Annotated in this window: 16 protein-coding genes; 10 read left to right on the top strand and 6 right to left on the bottom strand. The window is 66.2% G+C overall.

From position 1 onward, the window contains the following. Window positions 1-68: 68 nt before the first annotated feature. On the bottom strand, window positions 69-533 hold the full coding sequence (locus tag AC1DWU_RS12375; RefSeq protein ID WP_477150284.1) for an SRPBCC family protein: 465 nt from the start codon (window positions 531-533) through the stop codon (window positions 69-71). Between the two features lie 61 nt (window positions 534-594). Between AC1DWU_RS12375 and AC1DWU_RS12370 the strand changes: the two genes are divergently transcribed. Further along, the gene (locus AC1DWU_RS12370) at window positions 595-1,443 is read left to right on the top strand and encodes an adenosylcobinamide-GDP ribazoletransferase (protein WP_477150283.1); all 849 of its coding nucleotides are present in this window, start codon (window positions 595-597) and stop codon (window positions 1,441-1,443) included. Here AC1DWU_RS12370 and AC1DWU_RS12365 read toward each other — a convergent pair. Then, window positions 1,440-2,072 carry a glutathione binding-like protein gene (locus AC1DWU_RS12365; RefSeq protein WP_477150282.1) on the bottom strand — a complete coding sequence of 211 codons (633 nt, stop codon included), beginning with the start codon at window positions 2,070-2,072 and terminating at the stop codon, window positions 1,440-1,442. The two genes, AC1DWU_RS12370 and AC1DWU_RS12365, sit on opposite strands and share 4 nt — an antisense overlap. Window positions 2,073-2,191: 119 nt before the next feature. Here AC1DWU_RS12365 and AC1DWU_RS12360 point away from each other — a divergent pair, with 119 nt between their 5' ends. Genes AC1DWU_RS12360 through AC1DWU_RS12350 form a run of 3 tightly spaced genes read left to right on the top strand, consistent with a single transcriptional unit; the run spans window position 2,192 to window position 4,353 of the window. Continuing rightward, entirely contained in the window at window positions 2,192-3,079 is an 888-nt protein-coding gene (locus AC1DWU_RS12360; protein ID WP_477150281.1) for a LysR family transcriptional regulator, read from the top strand. A 52-nt stretch (window positions 3,080-3,131) separates the two neighbouring features. Then, window positions 3,132-3,818, top strand: coding sequence for a retropepsin-like aspartic protease family protein (locus AC1DWU_RS12355; RefSeq protein WP_477150280.1), 687 nt, complete (start codon window positions 3,132-3,134; stop codon window positions 3,816-3,818). Between the two features lie 43 nt (window positions 3,819-3,861). Continuing rightward, window positions 3,862-4,353, top strand: coding sequence for a nucleoside deaminase (locus tag AC1DWU_RS12350; RefSeq protein WP_477150279.1), 492 nt, complete (start codon window positions 3,862-3,864; stop codon window positions 4,351-4,353). A gap of 168 nt (window positions 4,354-4,521) precedes the next feature. Here the strand turns inward: AC1DWU_RS12350 and dusA are convergent, their stop codons facing one another. Both dusA and AC1DWU_RS12340 read right to left on the bottom strand, forming a co-directional pair. Next, on the bottom strand, window positions 4,522-5,538 hold the full coding sequence (gene dusA, locus AC1DWU_RS12345) for a tRNA dihydrouridine(20/20a) synthase DusA (protein ID WP_477150278.1): 1,017 nt from the start codon (window positions 5,536-5,538) through the stop codon (window positions 4,522-4,524). Between the two features lie 61 nt (window positions 5,539-5,599). Then, complete coding sequence (locus AC1DWU_RS12340) at window positions 5,600-7,018, bottom strand: homospermidine synthase (protein ID WP_477150277.1); 1,419 nt, start codon at window positions 7,016-7,018, stop codon at window positions 5,600-5,602. A 203-nt stretch (window positions 7,019-7,221) separates the two neighbouring features. Here AC1DWU_RS12340 and AC1DWU_RS12335 point away from each other — a divergent pair, with 203 nt between their 5' ends. The 6 genes from AC1DWU_RS12335 (at window position 7,222) to AC1DWU_RS12310 (ending at window position 12,704) form a co-directional block, all read left to right on the top strand. Further along, on the top strand, window positions 7,222-7,686 hold the full coding sequence (locus AC1DWU_RS12335) for a MarR family winged helix-turn-helix transcriptional regulator (RefSeq protein ID WP_477150276.1): 465 nt from the start codon (window positions 7,222-7,224) through the stop codon (window positions 7,684-7,686). Between the two features lies 1 nt (window position 7,687). Beyond that, window positions 7,688-8,833, top strand: coding sequence for an HlyD family secretion protein (locus AC1DWU_RS12330; protein WP_477150275.1), 1,146 nt, complete (start codon window positions 7,688-7,690; stop codon window positions 8,831-8,833). 1 nt (window position 8,834) lies between these two features. Further along, the gene (locus AC1DWU_RS12325; protein WP_477150274.1) at window positions 8,835-10,388 is read left to right on the top strand and encodes a DHA2 family efflux MFS transporter permease subunit; all 1,554 of its coding nucleotides are present in this window, start codon (window positions 8,835-8,837) and stop codon (window positions 10,386-10,388) included. 61 nt (window positions 10,389-10,449) lie between these two features. Then, a complete protein-coding gene (locus AC1DWU_RS12320; protein WP_477150273.1) occupies window positions 10,450-10,977 on the top strand; it encodes a TetR/AcrR family transcriptional regulator in 528 nt (175 codons plus the stop codon). Next, a complete protein-coding gene (locus tag AC1DWU_RS12315; protein ID WP_477150272.1) occupies window positions 10,955-11,308 on the top strand; it encodes a winged helix-turn-helix transcriptional regulator in 354 nt (117 codons plus the stop codon). The genes AC1DWU_RS12320 and AC1DWU_RS12315 overlap by 23 nt, the downstream gene beginning before the upstream one ends. 121 nt (window positions 11,309-11,429) lie before the next feature. Beyond that, a complete protein-coding gene (locus tag AC1DWU_RS12310; RefSeq protein WP_477150271.1) occupies window positions 11,430-12,704 on the top strand; it encodes an NAD(P)/FAD-dependent oxidoreductase in 1,275 nt (424 codons plus the stop codon). A gap of 82 nt (window positions 12,705-12,786) precedes the next feature. Here AC1DWU_RS12310 and AC1DWU_RS12305 read toward each other — a convergent pair whose 3' ends face one another. Both AC1DWU_RS12305 and AC1DWU_RS12300 read right to left on the bottom strand, forming a co-directional pair. After that, window positions 12,787-12,996, bottom strand: a complete 210-nt coding sequence (locus AC1DWU_RS12305) for a cold-shock protein (RefSeq protein WP_055879654.1) — start codon at window positions 12,994-12,996, stop codon at window positions 12,787-12,789. A 193-nt stretch (window positions 12,997-13,189) separates the two neighbouring features. Continuing rightward, window positions 13,190-14,578 (bottom strand): M24 family metallopeptidase, encoded by a 1,389-nt coding sequence (locus AC1DWU_RS12300; protein WP_477150270.1) that lies wholly within the window; start codon window positions 14,576-14,578, stop codon window positions 13,190-13,192. Between the last annotated feature and the right edge of the window lie 118 nt (window positions 14,579-14,696).

The raw sequence follows: 14,696 nt of genomic DNA, 5'->3' as shown, positions 1-14,696 counted from the left end.
ACGCCACTCATGGGCGAGTCCGGCCCCAAGAGTCCAGCACGATCGGGATCAGCAGTGCTGACCCGGGCTCAGCCGATGCCCAGCCGGGCCTTGAGGTCGGACTCGCCCCAGCCCATCAGCACATTGTGGTTCCAGGCGAAGGCGGGACGCAGGATTGGCGCGAAGGCGCGCATCCAGGGTTTGCCGAGGTCGATGCGCCAGTCGTAGCGCACTGCCGTGCCGTCGCCGTCGGTGGTGAGCGTCCAAAGTCCGACACCGTTTAGCTGGCCGCTGGCGCGGCCTTCAATCAGGCGCATCGGCTCTATGCGGGTGGACTCGACGTCGAACGTGATGGTGTAAGGCAGCGCCGTGACCCAGGTCAGGCGGCGGACCGCTCCAACCCCGCTCGCGTCGCCGTCGCGCAGCCGCTCCACCTTGCGAACGGCACGCCACCACGAGGGCCAGGCGTCGACATCGGCGATCTCGGGCCAGACGCGATCCAACGGCGCAGCGATCCGCCAACGCGACACCAGTTCGAACTGGGTGACACTCATCTTGCATTGCCCCGAAGGCTGAAGGACAAGCGAGCATCGCCCCATGGCAAGGGAACCGCAAGTGAGTGACGACGCCCCCGGATCGCCCCCACGGCAGGACAATCATCGCCCGGTCACGCCACCCGAGGCGCCTCCTGCCTATGGCTGGCGGCTGACCGACGACCTGATCATGGGCTTGCGGTTCTTCTCGCGGTTGCCAACCGGTGACAGCCCGTTCGAAAAGCCCGTTCTCAACCGCATCGCGGTGGGATTGGGCTTCACCAGCGTCGCCATCGGGTTCCTGCCGGCGCTGCTGATGATGCTGACGGCCTGGGCCGGGATCCCGAGCTATTTCGCCGCCACGCTGGGCGTCGCGGCCATGCTGGTGGCCACCGGGGCGATGGCCGACGACGCGATTGCCGACAGCGCCGATGGGCTGTTCGGCGGAGCAAGTGTCGAGCGCCGGCTCGAGATCATGAAGGACAGCCGGCACGGCACCTATGGGGTGGCGGCGCTTGGACTCTATCTGCTGTTCCGCATCACGGCGATCGGCGGGGTCGCTGCCCACAACCCGCTTGCGGCCGGCGCCATCTGGCTCGCCTCGACGGTGATCGGACGGTCCGCCTCGCTGTGGCTCAGTGTCGCGCTGCCCAATGCGCGCGAGGGCGGTGCTTCGGCGGCGGTTGGCCGGGTGTCGCGACGGGCCTTCTTCGGCGGCATGGGCTTTGCCGTGCTGCTGGCCTTCGTGCTCGCGGCACCGTTCACCAGCGTCGTCGCGGTGATCGTGTCGCTGGGCGTCGCAGCGGGTGTCGCAGCGGCGTGGGTGTGGGCCTGCCGCAAGCTCATCGGCGGGCAGACCGGCGACCTGATCGGGGCGCTGCAAGCGCTGATCGAGGTCGCCGTGCTGACGGTGTTGCTGATGTTCGTCTAGGCGGCCTTGGCCTCTGGGCTGGCCGAGTGGAGGCGGATCGCCTCGCGGACGTGCGGGCGGGCCTTCATCCGCTCGAACCAGGCGCGGATGTTGGGGAAGTCGCTGAGCGGCGTTTTCGCCGCGGCTGCCCAGTTGACCATCACGAACAGGTAGGCGTCGGCGACGGTGAACTGCTCGCCGAGCAGCCAGGTCTTGCCGGCGAGTTGCTGCTCGACGATGGCGTAGCGGGCGGCGACACGCTTGCGGGCATAGTCCTGCGCCTGTTCCCCGACTTCGGGGTGGAACAGCCAGGGCGAGTAGGTCTTGTGCAGTTCGGTGCCGAGGAAGGTCAGCCACTGGTTGAGCAGCCGCCGCTCGATCGTGCCGAGGCCGGGCGCAAGACCGGCCGCCGGGTTCAGGTCGGCGAGATACTGCAGGATGATGCCGGCCTCGCTGACTTCGCTGCCGTCGTCGAGCGCCAACAGCGGCACATAGTTGCGGGCGTTGATGTCGGTGTAGAGCGTGCTGTCGGCCAGCGTGTGCGGCTCGCCCATGATGTCGACATAGGTGAAATCGAGCGGGACGCCAGCCTCGGCGGCGGCAATGGCTGGGGCAAGCGAGCATCCGTAGGGATGGTAGTAGAGCTGCATTTGGTCTCTCCGGGTTGGTGATGCCAGAGAGCTAGTCGCGGCGACTTCGAAAGGCGAATGGTGATTTCGCCATCAGCATTTGCATGCTTGCAAGCGGCGCCCATGCTATATCGAGAGCCATGGAAAACTGGAACGACCTGAAGCTGGTGCTCGCCATCGCCCGTGCCGGCACCCTCGGCGGCGGCGCCAATGCGCTGGGCGTCAACCACTCCACCGCCTTCCGGCGGCTGAATACGCTGGAGGAAAAGCTCGGCGTGCGGCTGTTCGAGCGGTTGCCTGGTGGTGTCTACCAGACGACCACCGAAGGCGAACGCGTTGCGACCACCGCCGAGCGGGTCGAAACGGAGGCGGATGCGTTGAGCCGCGAAGTCGGCGGGCGCGACCAGCGGCTCACCGGCGCGTTGCGCGTCACCTCGTCGGAGACGCTGGCCTACAGCGTCCTGACACAGCAGCTGGCTCGGTTCCGCGGGGCGCATCCAGGGATCGTGGTGGAGCTGGTGGTCGACAACCGGGTGCTGAGCCTCAGCCGGCGCGAGGCCGATATCGCGCTGCGCGTCACCCGGCCGAAGGAGCCAGACCTGTTCGGACGGAAGCTCGCCGACATCGCCTGGACCATCTACGGAGCGCCCTCGCTCGGGCCGGTCGACGACCTGGCCGGGCGCGACTTCATTGGCTGGGGCGCGGAGGTGACCGGTATCGCTGCGGCGGACTGGCTCGGCGAGAAGATCGAGCCGCGTCATATCGTCTATCGCGCCAGCAGCCTCATCAACCAGTTCACTGCCGCAAAGGCCGGCATCGGCTATGCGGTGCTGCCCTGCTACCTCGGCGACATCGAGCCGGGGCTGGTGCGGGCCAGCGCCGGTCCGGTCATCGAGTTGACACGCGAGCTATGGATCGTCACCCATGCTGACCTCAGGAAGACGGCGCGAGTCCGGGCCTTCTTCGATATCGTCGGCGATGGGCTGATCGCGCAGAGTTCACTGTTTGCCGGTCAGCGCACTGCTTGAATTGCGCCGGCACCACCCCATTATCGAGGGGAGTGCCAGCTAAGGGATCTGCATGCTGTTCATCGGTTTCGCCATCGTCATCGCCATCGGGCTGGCCCTCCTGGTCAGCGCCGACGCCGGGACGATGGTCGGCCTCACGCAGGAACAACTGGGCCAGCTGCTGCCGCTGCTGGTCATCCTGATCTTCATCGCGGGCGGGCTGTTCTCTCGGCGATACAGGTTCTCCGAGCTGTTCGGCAACCTGATCCTGTGGGCCGGCATCTTCGGCGTCGTGCTGGTCGGCTACACCTATCGCGACGACCTCTCGGGGGTCGCGTCGCGGGTGTTCGGTGAGCTGATGCCCGGCATCGCAGTGGTCGACGGAGAGCGCGGCACGGCCACGTTCCGTGGCGGGCGCGACGGGCACTTCCAGATCAACGCCACCATCAACGGCTCGGACATCCGGACCATCTTCGATACCGGCGCCAGCGCCGTGGTGCTGACGCATGGCGACGCCGAGAAAGCCGGCATCGCTACGGACGTGCTGAACTACAACGTCTCGGTCTCCACCGCCAACGGCACCGGCAAGGCGGCGAGCGTTACGCTCGACCAGATCGAGGTCGGCGGCATCGTGCGCAATAATGTGCGCGCCTTCATTGCGGAACGCGGCGCGCTGGAAACGAGCCTCCTCGGCATGAGCTTTCTCGGTACGCTGAGCCGCTATGCGGTGACCGGCAACGCGCTCGAACTGGTCGACTGAGCCGGGCTCGGGCATAGTCTGCGGGCAATCAACGGAGACCCCGATGCCCGCACGCCCCTATGACGAAGCCCTGCTGCGCCAATCCTTCGCCGTGGCCAAGCGCTCGCGCGATGGCGGCGACCATCCGTTCGGCTCGGTGCTGGCGGACAAGCACGGCAAGGTGCTGCGCGAACAGGGCAACGGCTACAGCTCGGAAGGCGGCGACCGCACCGCACATGCCGAGAAGCTGCTGGCTTCGTGGGCGGCCAAGAACCTCAGCCTCGAAGAGCTGAAAGACTGCACGCTCTATACCTCGGCCGAGCCCTGCGCGATGTGCTCGGGCGCCATCTACTGGGCCGGCATCGGCCGGGTGGTTTTCGGCCAGACCGAACGCGACCTCAAGGCCCAGACTGGCGCGCACGAGGAGAACCCGACGCTCGACTTGCCCTGCCACATCGTGTTCGAGGCGGGGCAACGGCCGACCGAGATCGTCGGGCCGATGCTAGCGGAGGAAGCGGCGCAACTGCAGGCGGACTTCTGGAAGGACAAGCACTAGAGGCCGGTGGCTCCCTGCCCTCATCCGCCCTTCGGGCACCTTCTCCCACAAGGGGAGAAGGCGATGGGACCGTGGGTTCTCAGTCGGGTGCCTTCTCCCCCTGTGGGAGAAGGTGGATCGGCCGCAGGCCGAGACGGATGAGGGGTCGTCCCACGGGGACGGCCTCAACTAAACCGCCAGCGCCAGTTCCGGCTCCAGCGCGTCGAAGGCGCGCATGATGACTTCCGGACCGGCGCCGCGCTTGCAGGCGTCGACGCTCAGGATCTGGCGGAAGGTGCGGGCGCCGGCGCGGGCGTTGGCGAGGCCCAGCATATGGCGGGTGATGTTGTTGAGCCGCGCACCCTTGCCGATCTCGCGCTCGGCATAGTCGGCCATGGCAAGCATCACGTCGCGCAGTTCAACGGTCCGCTCCCGCGCGCCGAAGAAGCGCTCGTCGACCAGCGTCAGCAGCATCGGCTCGTGATAGGCGACCCGCCCGAGCATCACGCCCGACATGTGCGCCATGTGCAGTTCGGCGTCCTTGATCGACTTGATGCCGCCGTTCAGCATCACCGGCAGTGGCGCCAGCCGCTCGGCCAGGCGATGAACGCGAGGGTAGTCGAGCGGCGGGATTTCGCGGTTTTCCTTGGGGCTCAGGCCCTTGAGCCAGGCCTTGCGCGCATGAACATAGAGCGCATCGACGCCGGCCGCGACCATGGTGTCGGCGAAGCGGTCGAGGCTCTCTTCGGTATCCTGATCGTCGATGCCGATGCGGCACTTCACCGTCACTGGCCTGTCGGTGGCGTCGCGCATGGCGCGGACGCACTCCGCAACCAGGTCCGGCTCCGCCATCAGGCAGGCGCCGAAACGGCCCGACTGCACGCGATCGGACGGGCAGCCGACATTGAGGTTGATCTCGGCATAGCCGAACTCGGTGGCGATGCGGGTCGCCTCGGCCAGTTCCTTGGGGTCCGACCCGCCGAGCTGCACCGCTACCGGCTGCTCCACCGCATCGAATCCCAGCAGCCGCTCGCGCGGCCCATGCACGACGGCTGCACTGGTCACCATCTCGGTGAACAGCAGCGCACGAGACGTCAGCAGCCGATGCAGGTACCGACAATGCCTGTCGGTCCAGTCCATCATCGGGGCCACCGAAAGGCGGCGGGCGGTTGCGAGGTCGTGTGCCATGCCCGGGAAATAGGGCATGCTGATCGAAAATGCCAGACGCCACGACCACCGGGGCGGGTCACCCGGTCGAGGAGCGTCCTCAGCAGACGCGCAGGTTCTTGAACTGCCAGGGGTCGTCCCGGTCCAGGTCTTCGGCGAAGAGCTGCCCCCGGCCATCGAGCGGCGACCAATCGCCGTAGACACCGACCACGTCGCCGAGATAGGGCCGCGCCACGCGCATGATGTCCTCATGGCCGAGGTCGTCGGGTTCGACGATGCCGGCATCGGGGTGCTGAATGGCCCAGACGGTGCCGGCGAGGATGCCCGCCGCGACCTGGAGGCTGGTGGCGTTATTGTGCGGCACCAGCGCCCGGGCCTGTTCGATGCCGAGGCGCGAGCCGAACCAGTAGACGCCCTGTTCGTTGCCCATCAGCAGCACGCCCAGTTCGTCCATTCCGGAGACGACATCGTCCCGGATGATCCGCGCGCGGTGCTGCGGCACCCAGCCCCTGCCCGCCATCTCGTGCAATGACAGCACGGCGTCGTCGCAGGGGTGGTAGGCGTAGTGGACGGTCGGCCGGTACACCACGCGCCCGGCCTCTCGGACGGTCAGGTGGTCGCTGATCGACATCGACTCGCAATGGGTGATGAGGAACCCCTGGTAGGCGCCCTCGAGCGGCGTCCAACTGCGCACGCGGGTCGAGGCGCCGGGGCGGTTGAGATAGATCGCGGTGCCGCAGCCGAAGCAGTGCCGCTCGGCATCCTCAGGCCAGTGACGCTCATGCGTGCCCCAGCCGAGCTCGGCCGGCTGCAGCCCCTCGGTCACGAGGCCCGGCACCGACCAGGTGTTGACGAACTCGTCCCGTTGCTTGCGCTGCGCACTCAACTGGGTATCGCGCTCGGCGACATGGATCGCCTTGATCCCGAGCGTGCGGGCGATCTTGGCCCAGGCGACCCGCTCTGCCTCGTGGGGCGGATCGATGCCGGCGTCGTCCGCCATGCGCAACAGCGCCTCCTTGACGAAGATCGAGGCAAGGCCGGGGTTGGCCCCCATTGTCATGACCGCGGTGGGACCGGCGGGGCGCTCACCGCGGAGGGCCAGCACCTCCTCGCGCAGGGCGTAGTTGGACCGCTCTGATTGCGTACGCAAGCCGAAGGGGTCGTCGCCCGGCCAGCGCTGGATGCAAGTATCGAGATAGAGGGCGCCGCGGGCACGGCAGAACTCAATCAAGGCGGTGCTGGAGAGGCCGACCGAGAGATTGAGCACAAAGCTCCCCGGCACGATCAGCGGCTCGAGCACTTCGCGATAGTTGTGCTCCGTCAGCGGCAGGATCCGGTGTCCCACGCCATAGGCGCGAGCAATCTCAGCGCCGTTGTCATCGGCGGTGATGATCTCGATCCGCTCTGGTGGCAGGTCGAGGTGACGCAGCAGCAGCGGCAGGCTTGCCTGCGCGATACTGCCGAACCCCAACATGACAAGTCGACCCGAGAGTGGCGCGTGCTTGATGTGGCTGTCCATTTTCGCTCGCCTTCGCGCGCGTGTTTTGGGCCTCTGCGAAGATAACTGTCTGACCCTGCTTTAAGTTTCATCGCGCAACGCTTTCTCAATGCAAGGCCGATCGAGTCGTCCCGCGCGCCATGCATGGGAGCAACGCGTCTTTAGATAGCATGCTAACGGTCCGGCTCATTGACTTCGTATGTGCACTTATTATATGTGCACTTATGAAATCGAATTTCGGATACAAGCACCAAGCCCCGCTGGGCTACCTGATCAACGAAGTGGGCCGACTGATGAAGCGCCGCTTCGAGGAAGAGGCCCGCATCCACGGCATCACGCTGCCACAGTGGAAGGTGTTGGCGCATGTCGGCATGAACGAAGGCATCACGCAGGTGGCGCTGGCCGCGGCGACCGACACCGACCCGATGACTGTATCGGGCGTGCTCGACCGGCTGGAGAAGCGGGGCCTGATCGACCGCTATGCCGACCCCACCGACAGCCGCGCCAAGCTCGCCCGGCTGACGACCGAGGGCGAAGAAGTTTATGCAACGGCCCGGAAGGTCGGGCTCGCCATGTATGAGGCCGCGCTCGAGGGAGTCTCCCCCGAGGATCGGCAAACAGTAATTTCTGCGCTCATGAGGATGCGCGACAATCTTTCCGGCCAGGCGGCCGAACTCGAGGAAGTCTGAAATGAACGCCCGCGTTACACCCCCTGCTCCCGGCGAAGCCAAGCCGGTTCTGGTCCCGGCCGCCGAGGCAGCGAAGCCGGAGGCGGTCGCCACCCCCGAGGCGCCGGCCAAGAAGAAGCGTTCTGGCAAGCGGCTGGCATTGATGCTGGCGGTGCCGGTGGTGCTGGCGGCAGGTGGCGGCTATTTCTGGCTGACCGGCGGGCGCTATGTCGAAACCGACAATGCCTACGTGCAGCAGCCAAAGGTGTCGGTGTCGTCCGACGTCGCAGGCCGCATCGTTTCGGTGGCGGTAAAGGACAACCAGTTGGTCAAGGCCGGCGATGCGTTGTTCGCCATCGACGCCGAGCCCTATCGCATCGCCCTCAGCCAGGCCGACGCCGCGCTCGCCACCGCCCGGGTGAATGTCGAGCAGCTGCGCGTCGGCTATTCGACGGCCACCGCCAAGCTCGAGGCCGCCAAATCCACCCTCGCCATCCGGCAGAAGGAATGGGACCGCGCGTCGAACCTCCAGAAGCAGGGCATCTCGGCCGAGTCTGCACTCGATGACTCACGTCTAGCCTTGCAGCAGGCGCAGTCGAACGTGTCGCTCGAGGAGCAGGACGTGGCCAACGCCACGGCGGCACTCGGTGGCGATCCCAACATCAAGACCGACGACCATCCCGCGGTGCGCGCAGCCCTCGCGGCGCGCGACAACGCCCAGCGCAACCTCGACAAGAGCACGATCGTCGCTCCCGCGGACGGCATCGTCAGCCAGGTCGCGAGCCTCAATGTCGGCCAGTTCATCAACACCGGCTCGACCATCGCTACGCTGGTGGAAACCGGCGACACCTGGGTCGAGGCCAACTTCAAGGAAACGCAGCTCACCACTCTATCGGTCGGCATGCCGGCCGAGGTGAAGGTCGACGCCTATCCCGGGCTGGCGATCGAGTGCCAGGTCGCGTCGATCGGCGCGGCAACGGGCGCGGAGTTCGCGCTGATCCCGGCGCAGAACGCCACCGGCAACTGGGTGAAGGTTACGCAGCGCGTGCCGGTCAACATCTCGTGCGACACGGGAACGGACCTGCTCCGCGCCGGCATGAGCGCCTCCGTCAACGTCGACACCAAGCCCGAAGGGGCCCAGGCTGCCGAAGGCCCGAAGGCGCTCTAAAATGGCTGCCGCCGCTCCCGCTATCTCGGCCCCGACCGTTGTGGTGAAGAACAAGGGCCTGCTGACGGCCGCCATCATGGTGGCGGTGATCATGCAGGTGCTCGACACCACTATCGCGAACGTTGCCCTGCCCCACATGCGGGCCAGCCTTGGTGCGTCGCAGGACGAGATCAACTGGGTGCTGACCTCCTACATCGTCGCCGCGGCCATCGCGACGCCGCTCACCGGCTGGTTCTCCGACCGCTTCGGCCGGCGTAACCTGCTGCTCGCTGCCGTCGTGGGTTTCACCGCTGCGTCGCTGCTGTGCGGTATCGCCACCAATCTGACCCAGATGGTGCTGTTCCGCGTCATCCAGGGCGTCTGTGGCGCCATGCTGGTGCCGCTGGCGCAGGCGACAATGATGGACATCAACCCGCGCGAGCAGCTCGGGCAGGCGATGGCGATCTTCGGCGCCGGCATCATGTTCGGGCCGATCATCGGGCCGACGCTGGGTGGCTGGCTGACCGAGACGTTCAATTGGCGCGCGGTGTTCCTCGTCAACCTGCCGGTCGGCATTCTTGCCTTCTTCATGCTGTTCGCGCTGATGCCGAACACGGCCATCAAGGTCCGCAAGTTCGATTTCTTCGGTTTCGGCATGCTGGCGCTTGCCGTCGCGTCGCTGCAGATGCTGCTCGATCGCGGCCAGGGCGTCGGCTGGTTCGACTCGGCCGAAATCTGGATCTACCTGCTGCTGGCCATCTCGGGCGTGTGGGTGTTCGTGGTTCACTGCCTGACCGCCGAAAACCCGTTCATCGACATGGCGATGTTCAGGGATCGCAACTTCGTCACCGGCCTGACGCTGATCTTCATCACCGGCATCACCCTGTTCTCCGGCCTGGCACTGCTGCCGCCAATGCTGCAGGGGCTGATGGGCTTTCCGGTGATCGAAACCGGACTGCTGATGGGTCCACGCGGCATCGGAACGATGGTGTCGATGATCGTCGTCGGCCGCCTGGTGTCAAAGTACGACCCGCGCCTGCTGATCGTCGCCGGTACCCTGCTGATGGGCTACTCGCTGTTCATGATGACCGAGTTCGACATCGTGATGAGCTCCGGGCCGATCCTCGTATCGGGCTTTATCCAGGGCGTCGGCATGGGCTTCATCTTCGTGCCGCTCAACTCGCTGGCATTCGCCACCATCAACGCGAAGTACCGGGTCGATGCGACCTCGATGTTCAGCCTCATCCGTAACGTGGGCCAGGGGGTCGGCATCTCGTTCGTCACGATGATCCTGGCGCAGATGCAGGTGGTGAACTATGGCGAGCTGGCCGAGCGCATCACCCTCGACTCGGGCCCGCTGCGCGACTTCGCGACGGCCGCGGGCGGCTTCGCCAATGTCGTCGGCTCGCTGCACGGCATGATCACGCAGCAGGCCGCGATGCTCGCCTTCCTCGATGACTTCAAGCTGATGATGATCATCACTTTCGCCTCGCTGCCCATCGTCTTCCTGCTGCGCCGCCCCAAGGCCGCAAAGCCGATGACCGCCGAGGAACGCGCGCACGCCATGGGCGAATAGCGACACCGACCAATCCCGGTCGTCAGCCGGCGACCGGGGCAACTACGACTATGGGTGCTCTATGACTTCAGCTCTTCCCGGCAGACCTGCCGAACGCCGCGTGCCGAACTTCCGCCGGCAGGCGGGGCGACGCGACCAGATCATCGACGCGGCGCTCGAGGTGTTCTTCGACAAGGGCTACGAGCGCGGCCGCATCGAGGACGTGGCCAAGCTCTCCGGCGTCGGCAAATCGGCGGTGCTCTACCACTTCGGCTCGAAGCTGGCGCTGGTGGCCAGTGTCGTCGCCACCCACTGCCTGCCGGCGACGCCCGTGGGCACGGCCGAACAAGCCATCGAGGCGGGCCTCGCGCAGCCTACCGCTGCCAAAGTGCTCCGCTTCGTCATGACCGAGCAGCGCCGGCTACCGTCGCTGGGCCGGCTCTATGTCACCGCTATCGTCGGACGCGTCAGCAGCTGGCAGAGTTTTGACAACATCGACGCCGTACGGGCCGGGGTCGCCGGCGCCTTCGGGCGCATGGCCGCCCGCGTGCTGTTCGAAGGATATCCCGAGATTGAAGGAGAGCATGATGGCCGCAGCCAGCCAGTTTGAGATTGTGCACGAGATCCTCGATCTGGCCGGCGCCCGCTGGACCATCGACGTGTTGACTGCGCTGCGCGGCGAGCGCCTGCGCTTCAACGAGATTGCGCGCACCGTCGACGGCATTTCGCAGAAGCAGCTCACCCAGACGCTGCGCAGCCTGCAGCGTCACGGCTTCGCCCTGCGCGTCGCCTTCGCCACCATCCCGCCGCGGGTGGAATACGAGCTCACCGAGCTTGGCCAGGACTTCGTCGCCAGCGTTCGCCCGCTGGGGGCGTTCGCCGTGCGCAACCAGCAGAGCATCGAAGCGGCGCGCCGGGACTTCGACGCGCCCTCGCTCTAGCGGCCGACAGAGGCCCCTGCGACCCTCGCATGCGTGACCTGCGCTGACGCCTTGGCTCGACCGTTGTTGCTGATCTCGCCGAGGCTTACATGCAGGTCGGGCGCAAAGTTTGGGGTTTGAGATGACCAACTCGGCTCAAAGACATCGCGTCGTCGTCATCGGCGGCGGGTTCGGCGGATTGGCGGCAATCCAGAAGCTCCGGGGCGCCGATGTCGACATCACCGTCATCGACCGGCGCAACCACCACCTGTTCCAGCCGCTGCTCTACCAGGTGGCGACCACCGCCCTCAGCCCGTCGGAAATCGCCTGGCCGATCCGCATGCTGGTCAAGCACCGGCCGGAGGTCACGACGCTGCTCGGCAACGTCACCGGCATCGACAAGGCGGCGCAGCTGGTCGAGCTGGAGGATGGCGGGCGCGTTCCCTATGACAGCCTGATCATCGCCACCGGCGCCCGGCACGCCTATTTCGGCCATGACGACTGGGAGCCATTCGCGCCGGGCCTCAAGACGCTGGAGGACGCGACCGCAATGCGCCGCCGGCTGCTGCTGGCATTCGAGGCGGCGGAGCGGGAGACCGATCCGGAGAAGCGCAAGGCCTTGCTGACCTTCGCCATCATCGGTGCAGGCCCCACCGGCGTAGAGCTGGCCGGCGCGGTGATCGAGCTGGCGCGCACCTCGCTGAGGCACGAGTTCCGCTCGATCAAACCGGAAGAGGCGCGCGTCATCCTCATCGAAGCGGGGCCGCGCGTGCTGGGGAACTTCCGAGAGAACCTCTCGGGCTACGCCAAGTCGGCGCTGGAAAAGCTCGGCGTCGAGGTGCTGCTGGGCCAGCCGGTCACCGAGGTGACGGCGGATACCGTCCGCTTCGATGGCCATGTGCTGCATGCCAACACCATCATCTGGGCGGCGGGCGTATTGGCGTCGCCGGCAGCCAAGTGGCTCGGCGTCGAGGCGGATCGTGCCGGGCGGATCAAGGTCGAGCCTGACCTTACGGTGCCGGGCAGCCCAAACATCTTCGCCATCGGCGACACGGTGACGGTGCTGGCGCCTAATGGCAAACCCGTGCCGGGAATCGGCGATGCGGCAAAGCAGGGCGGCAAGTATGCCGCCTCGGTGATCATGGCGCGGCTCAAGGGGCAGACCGTGGGACCGTTCCGCTATCGCCACCTGGGCGACATCGCGACCGTGGGCAAGAGCGCCGCGCTGATCGACTTCGGCTGGATCCAGCTCACCGGCTGGATCGGCTGGTGGACCTGGGGGCTCGCCCACATCTATTTCCTGATCGGTCTCAAGAACCGCGTCTCGGTGGCGATCAGCTGGCTGTGGATCTACCTTACCGGCCACCGCAGTGCGCGGCTGATCACCTGGGGCGAGGCAGGCAGCGGGAAGAAGTAGCGGCGCGGCTCCGCGCGACGGCAACAAAAAGGCCGGGAACCTCGCGGTACCCGGCCTCTTCAATGCAAAATCCTACGCCAGATCAGGCGGCGGAGATCTCGGTGACGGCGATCTTGCCGGTGCGGCGATCTTCGCCGGTCTCGAACGAGACCTTCTGGCCCTCGCTGAGGCCGGTCAGGCCAGCGCGCTGCAGAGCGGTGGCGTGAACGAACACGTCCTTCGCGCCGCTATCGGGCTGAATGAAGCCGTAGCCCTTCTGATCGTTGTAGAATTTGACGGTGCCCTTTTCCATCGGGTAGTCCCTCTTCGCAGTGATGTTGGTGGACAGAACGACGTGCTATCACCCTGCCCGGTCAGTCGAATTTTGGAAGTCCTATCGTGCGCCTGACCGATCGCGGTGGCTTACGGCCGGAAGTCAGCCAAATGTCGATGCAAACGAGATAAATGGCGTTTAGCAAATTGGCAAGCACGGCTCGGTGTGCGCATCACGCTTTGGAAACGATCCGGTCGGGCGACAGCCAGTAAGGTGGCATGGCGCCGGCCAAATTCGATAGCGGGATAACTTCCGGCTTCAGCCGAATTCCGAGCACATCCCCCATGAAGGCGCGCCGCGCCTCGACGCGATTCCACACGTCGGGGAAGTCGGCTTTCAGCTCGTCCCTGCCCTTGTCGTCGAGCAGCGCGATGCCATCCTCGATGTTGGCGCCCTGGTATGGCGGCCCGGCCGCCGGAATGATGTCGCATTGCACCGCCTGGCCCGACAGGAACGGCTCCTTCGAACCCGGATATACCGGCGTGTTCATCCACTCGTCGATGTGGATCAGGTGCCCGGGATTGAGCACCAGCTTGAAGAACGGCGTGTCGAGGTGCCGGCGCGCCAGCGCGTCGAGTTCGCCCCCCGTGACGCCGATGCCGATGGTCTCGTACCACTCGGCGGCGCAGGCGAAATAGGGTCCGGCGAGGCGGTCGACATAGTCGCGGACATTCTCGGGCAGTTCCGACTCATCGGCCACCAGCCAGCCCATGCGGCTCGACAGGCCTCCCCAGTAGCCGACCGCCGAGGTCATCGGGTCGCCCTTCTCGAGCTTCTTGCCGGACGGGCTGTTGAGCCCGACCAACCGATCGCCGGACGAGAACATGGTGTGGCACGAGTGCGGCAGCACGCCGAGCCGCATCTGCTGCACCGCCTCGAACTCGCTCATCCCCGGCCGTACATTGGCGATCACCGCCTTCACGGCTTCCGAGCAGGCCACCGCGCCGAACTCGAACTGCGCGATCTGCACGATCTCGTTGACGGCGCGCAGCCCGGTCACCGAGTGCATCAGTAGCGCGTTGGCGTTCACGACCCGGCCATCCGGCCCGACGATCTGGCGCAATGTGTCGACGATATACGATGGCGTCTCGAGCCAGGCCTCGGGCTTGGCCGCCTCATCGGGGCCAAAGTACTTCCAGCCGAGTACGCCGATGCGCTGGTGGTGGGCGATGCCGGCGTTGCGCAGCACCTCGGCCAGCGCCGGGGTCTTGGTGCGATCCTGTCCCAACAGGCCGAATGGCGGGTAGAGCCGGGCCTCCAGATCGATGGCGGCATTGGCGGCGCGGCCGAGGTTCTCGGGGCCGGCCAGCAGCGTCGGCGTGGTGTCCGGGGTGATCAGCAGCAGCGCTTCCTCGAAGCGCGGATCGAACCCGGTGATGTAGGCGAGGTTCGCCGAATGCTCGCGGTCAGCATAGACCACCAGCGCATCGAGCCCCGCCGCACGGCGTGCCCTGCCGAGCGCGGCGAAGCGGGCGAGATAGACGGAACGGTCGAGTTCAGGACGCGTTGAGGGAATGCCGAACTCAGGCAGCTTGGCGTCGATCATGCGGAAGGCAGGCATTGAGCGGGGTCCCCATCCCGGAGGCACTTTTCTTTGGTTGTCACGGAAAGCGCCGACGAAAGCAACTCAAGCCGGAAAGAGTTGACAACGGGGCGAAACTAGATGCTATTGCAAACCA

This window comes from Devosia sp. P2_G7 (assembly GCF_056403495.1).
Note: the sequence above shows the minus strand (reverse complement) of the source record. Positions and strands in the feature narration are given on the sequence as shown.

What these genes read in the sequence shown, in the direction of transcription:
- AC1DWU_RS12375 (WP_477150284.1), bottom strand. Translation starts at nt 533, where the DNA reads ATGAGTGTCACCCAGTTCGAACTGGTGTCGCGTTGGCGGATCGCTGCG.
- AC1DWU_RS12365 (WP_477150282.1), bottom strand. Translation starts at nt 2,072, where the DNA reads ATGCAGCTCTACTACCATCCCTACGGATGCTCGCTTGCCCCAGCCATT.
- AC1DWU_RS12360 (WP_477150281.1), top strand. Translation starts at nt 2,192, where the DNA reads ATGGAAAACTGGAACGACCTGAAGCTGGTGCTCGCCATCGCCCGTGCC.
- AC1DWU_RS12355 (WP_477150280.1), top strand. Translation starts at nt 3,132, where the DNA reads ATGCTGTTCATCGGTTTCGCCATCGTCATCGCCATCGGGCTGGCCCTC.
- AC1DWU_RS12350 (WP_477150279.1), top strand. Translation starts at nt 3,862, where the DNA reads ATGCCCGCACGCCCCTATGACGAAGCCCTGCTGCGCCAATCCTTCGCC.
- dusA (WP_477150278.1), bottom strand. Translation starts at nt 5,538, where the DNA reads ATGCCCTATTTCCCGGGCATGGCACACGACCTCGCAACCGCCCGCCGC.
- AC1DWU_RS12340 (WP_477150277.1), bottom strand. Translation starts at nt 7,018, where the DNA reads ATGGACAGCCACATCAAGCACGCGCCACTCTCGGGTCGACTTGTCATG.
- AC1DWU_RS12335 (WP_477150276.1), top strand. Translation starts at nt 7,222, where the DNA reads ATGAAATCGAATTTCGGATACAAGCACCAAGCCCCGCTGGGCTACCTG.
- AC1DWU_RS12330 (WP_477150275.1), top strand. Translation starts at nt 7,688, where the DNA reads ATGAACGCCCGCGTTACACCCCCTGCTCCCGGCGAAGCCAAGCCGGTT.
- AC1DWU_RS12325 (WP_477150274.1), top strand. Translation starts at nt 8,835, where the DNA reads ATGGCTGCCGCCGCTCCCGCTATCTCGGCCCCGACCGTTGTGGTGAAG.
- AC1DWU_RS12320 (WP_477150273.1), top strand. Translation starts at nt 10,450, where the DNA reads ATGACTTCAGCTCTTCCCGGCAGACCTGCCGAACGCCGCGTGCCGAAC.
- AC1DWU_RS12315 (WP_477150272.1), top strand. Translation starts at nt 10,955, where the DNA reads ATGGCCGCAGCCAGCCAGTTTGAGATTGTGCACGAGATCCTCGATCTG.
- AC1DWU_RS12310 (WP_477150271.1), top strand. Translation starts at nt 11,430, where the DNA reads ATGACCAACTCGGCTCAAAGACATCGCGTCGTCGTCATCGGCGGCGGG.
- AC1DWU_RS12305 (WP_055879654.1), bottom strand. Translation starts at nt 12,996, where the DNA reads ATGGAAAAGGGCACCGTCAAATTCTACAACGATCAGAAGGGCTACGGC.
- AC1DWU_RS12300 (WP_477150270.1), bottom strand. Translation starts at nt 14,578, where the DNA reads ATGCCTGCCTTCCGCATGATCGACGCCAAGCTGCCTGAGTTCGGCATT.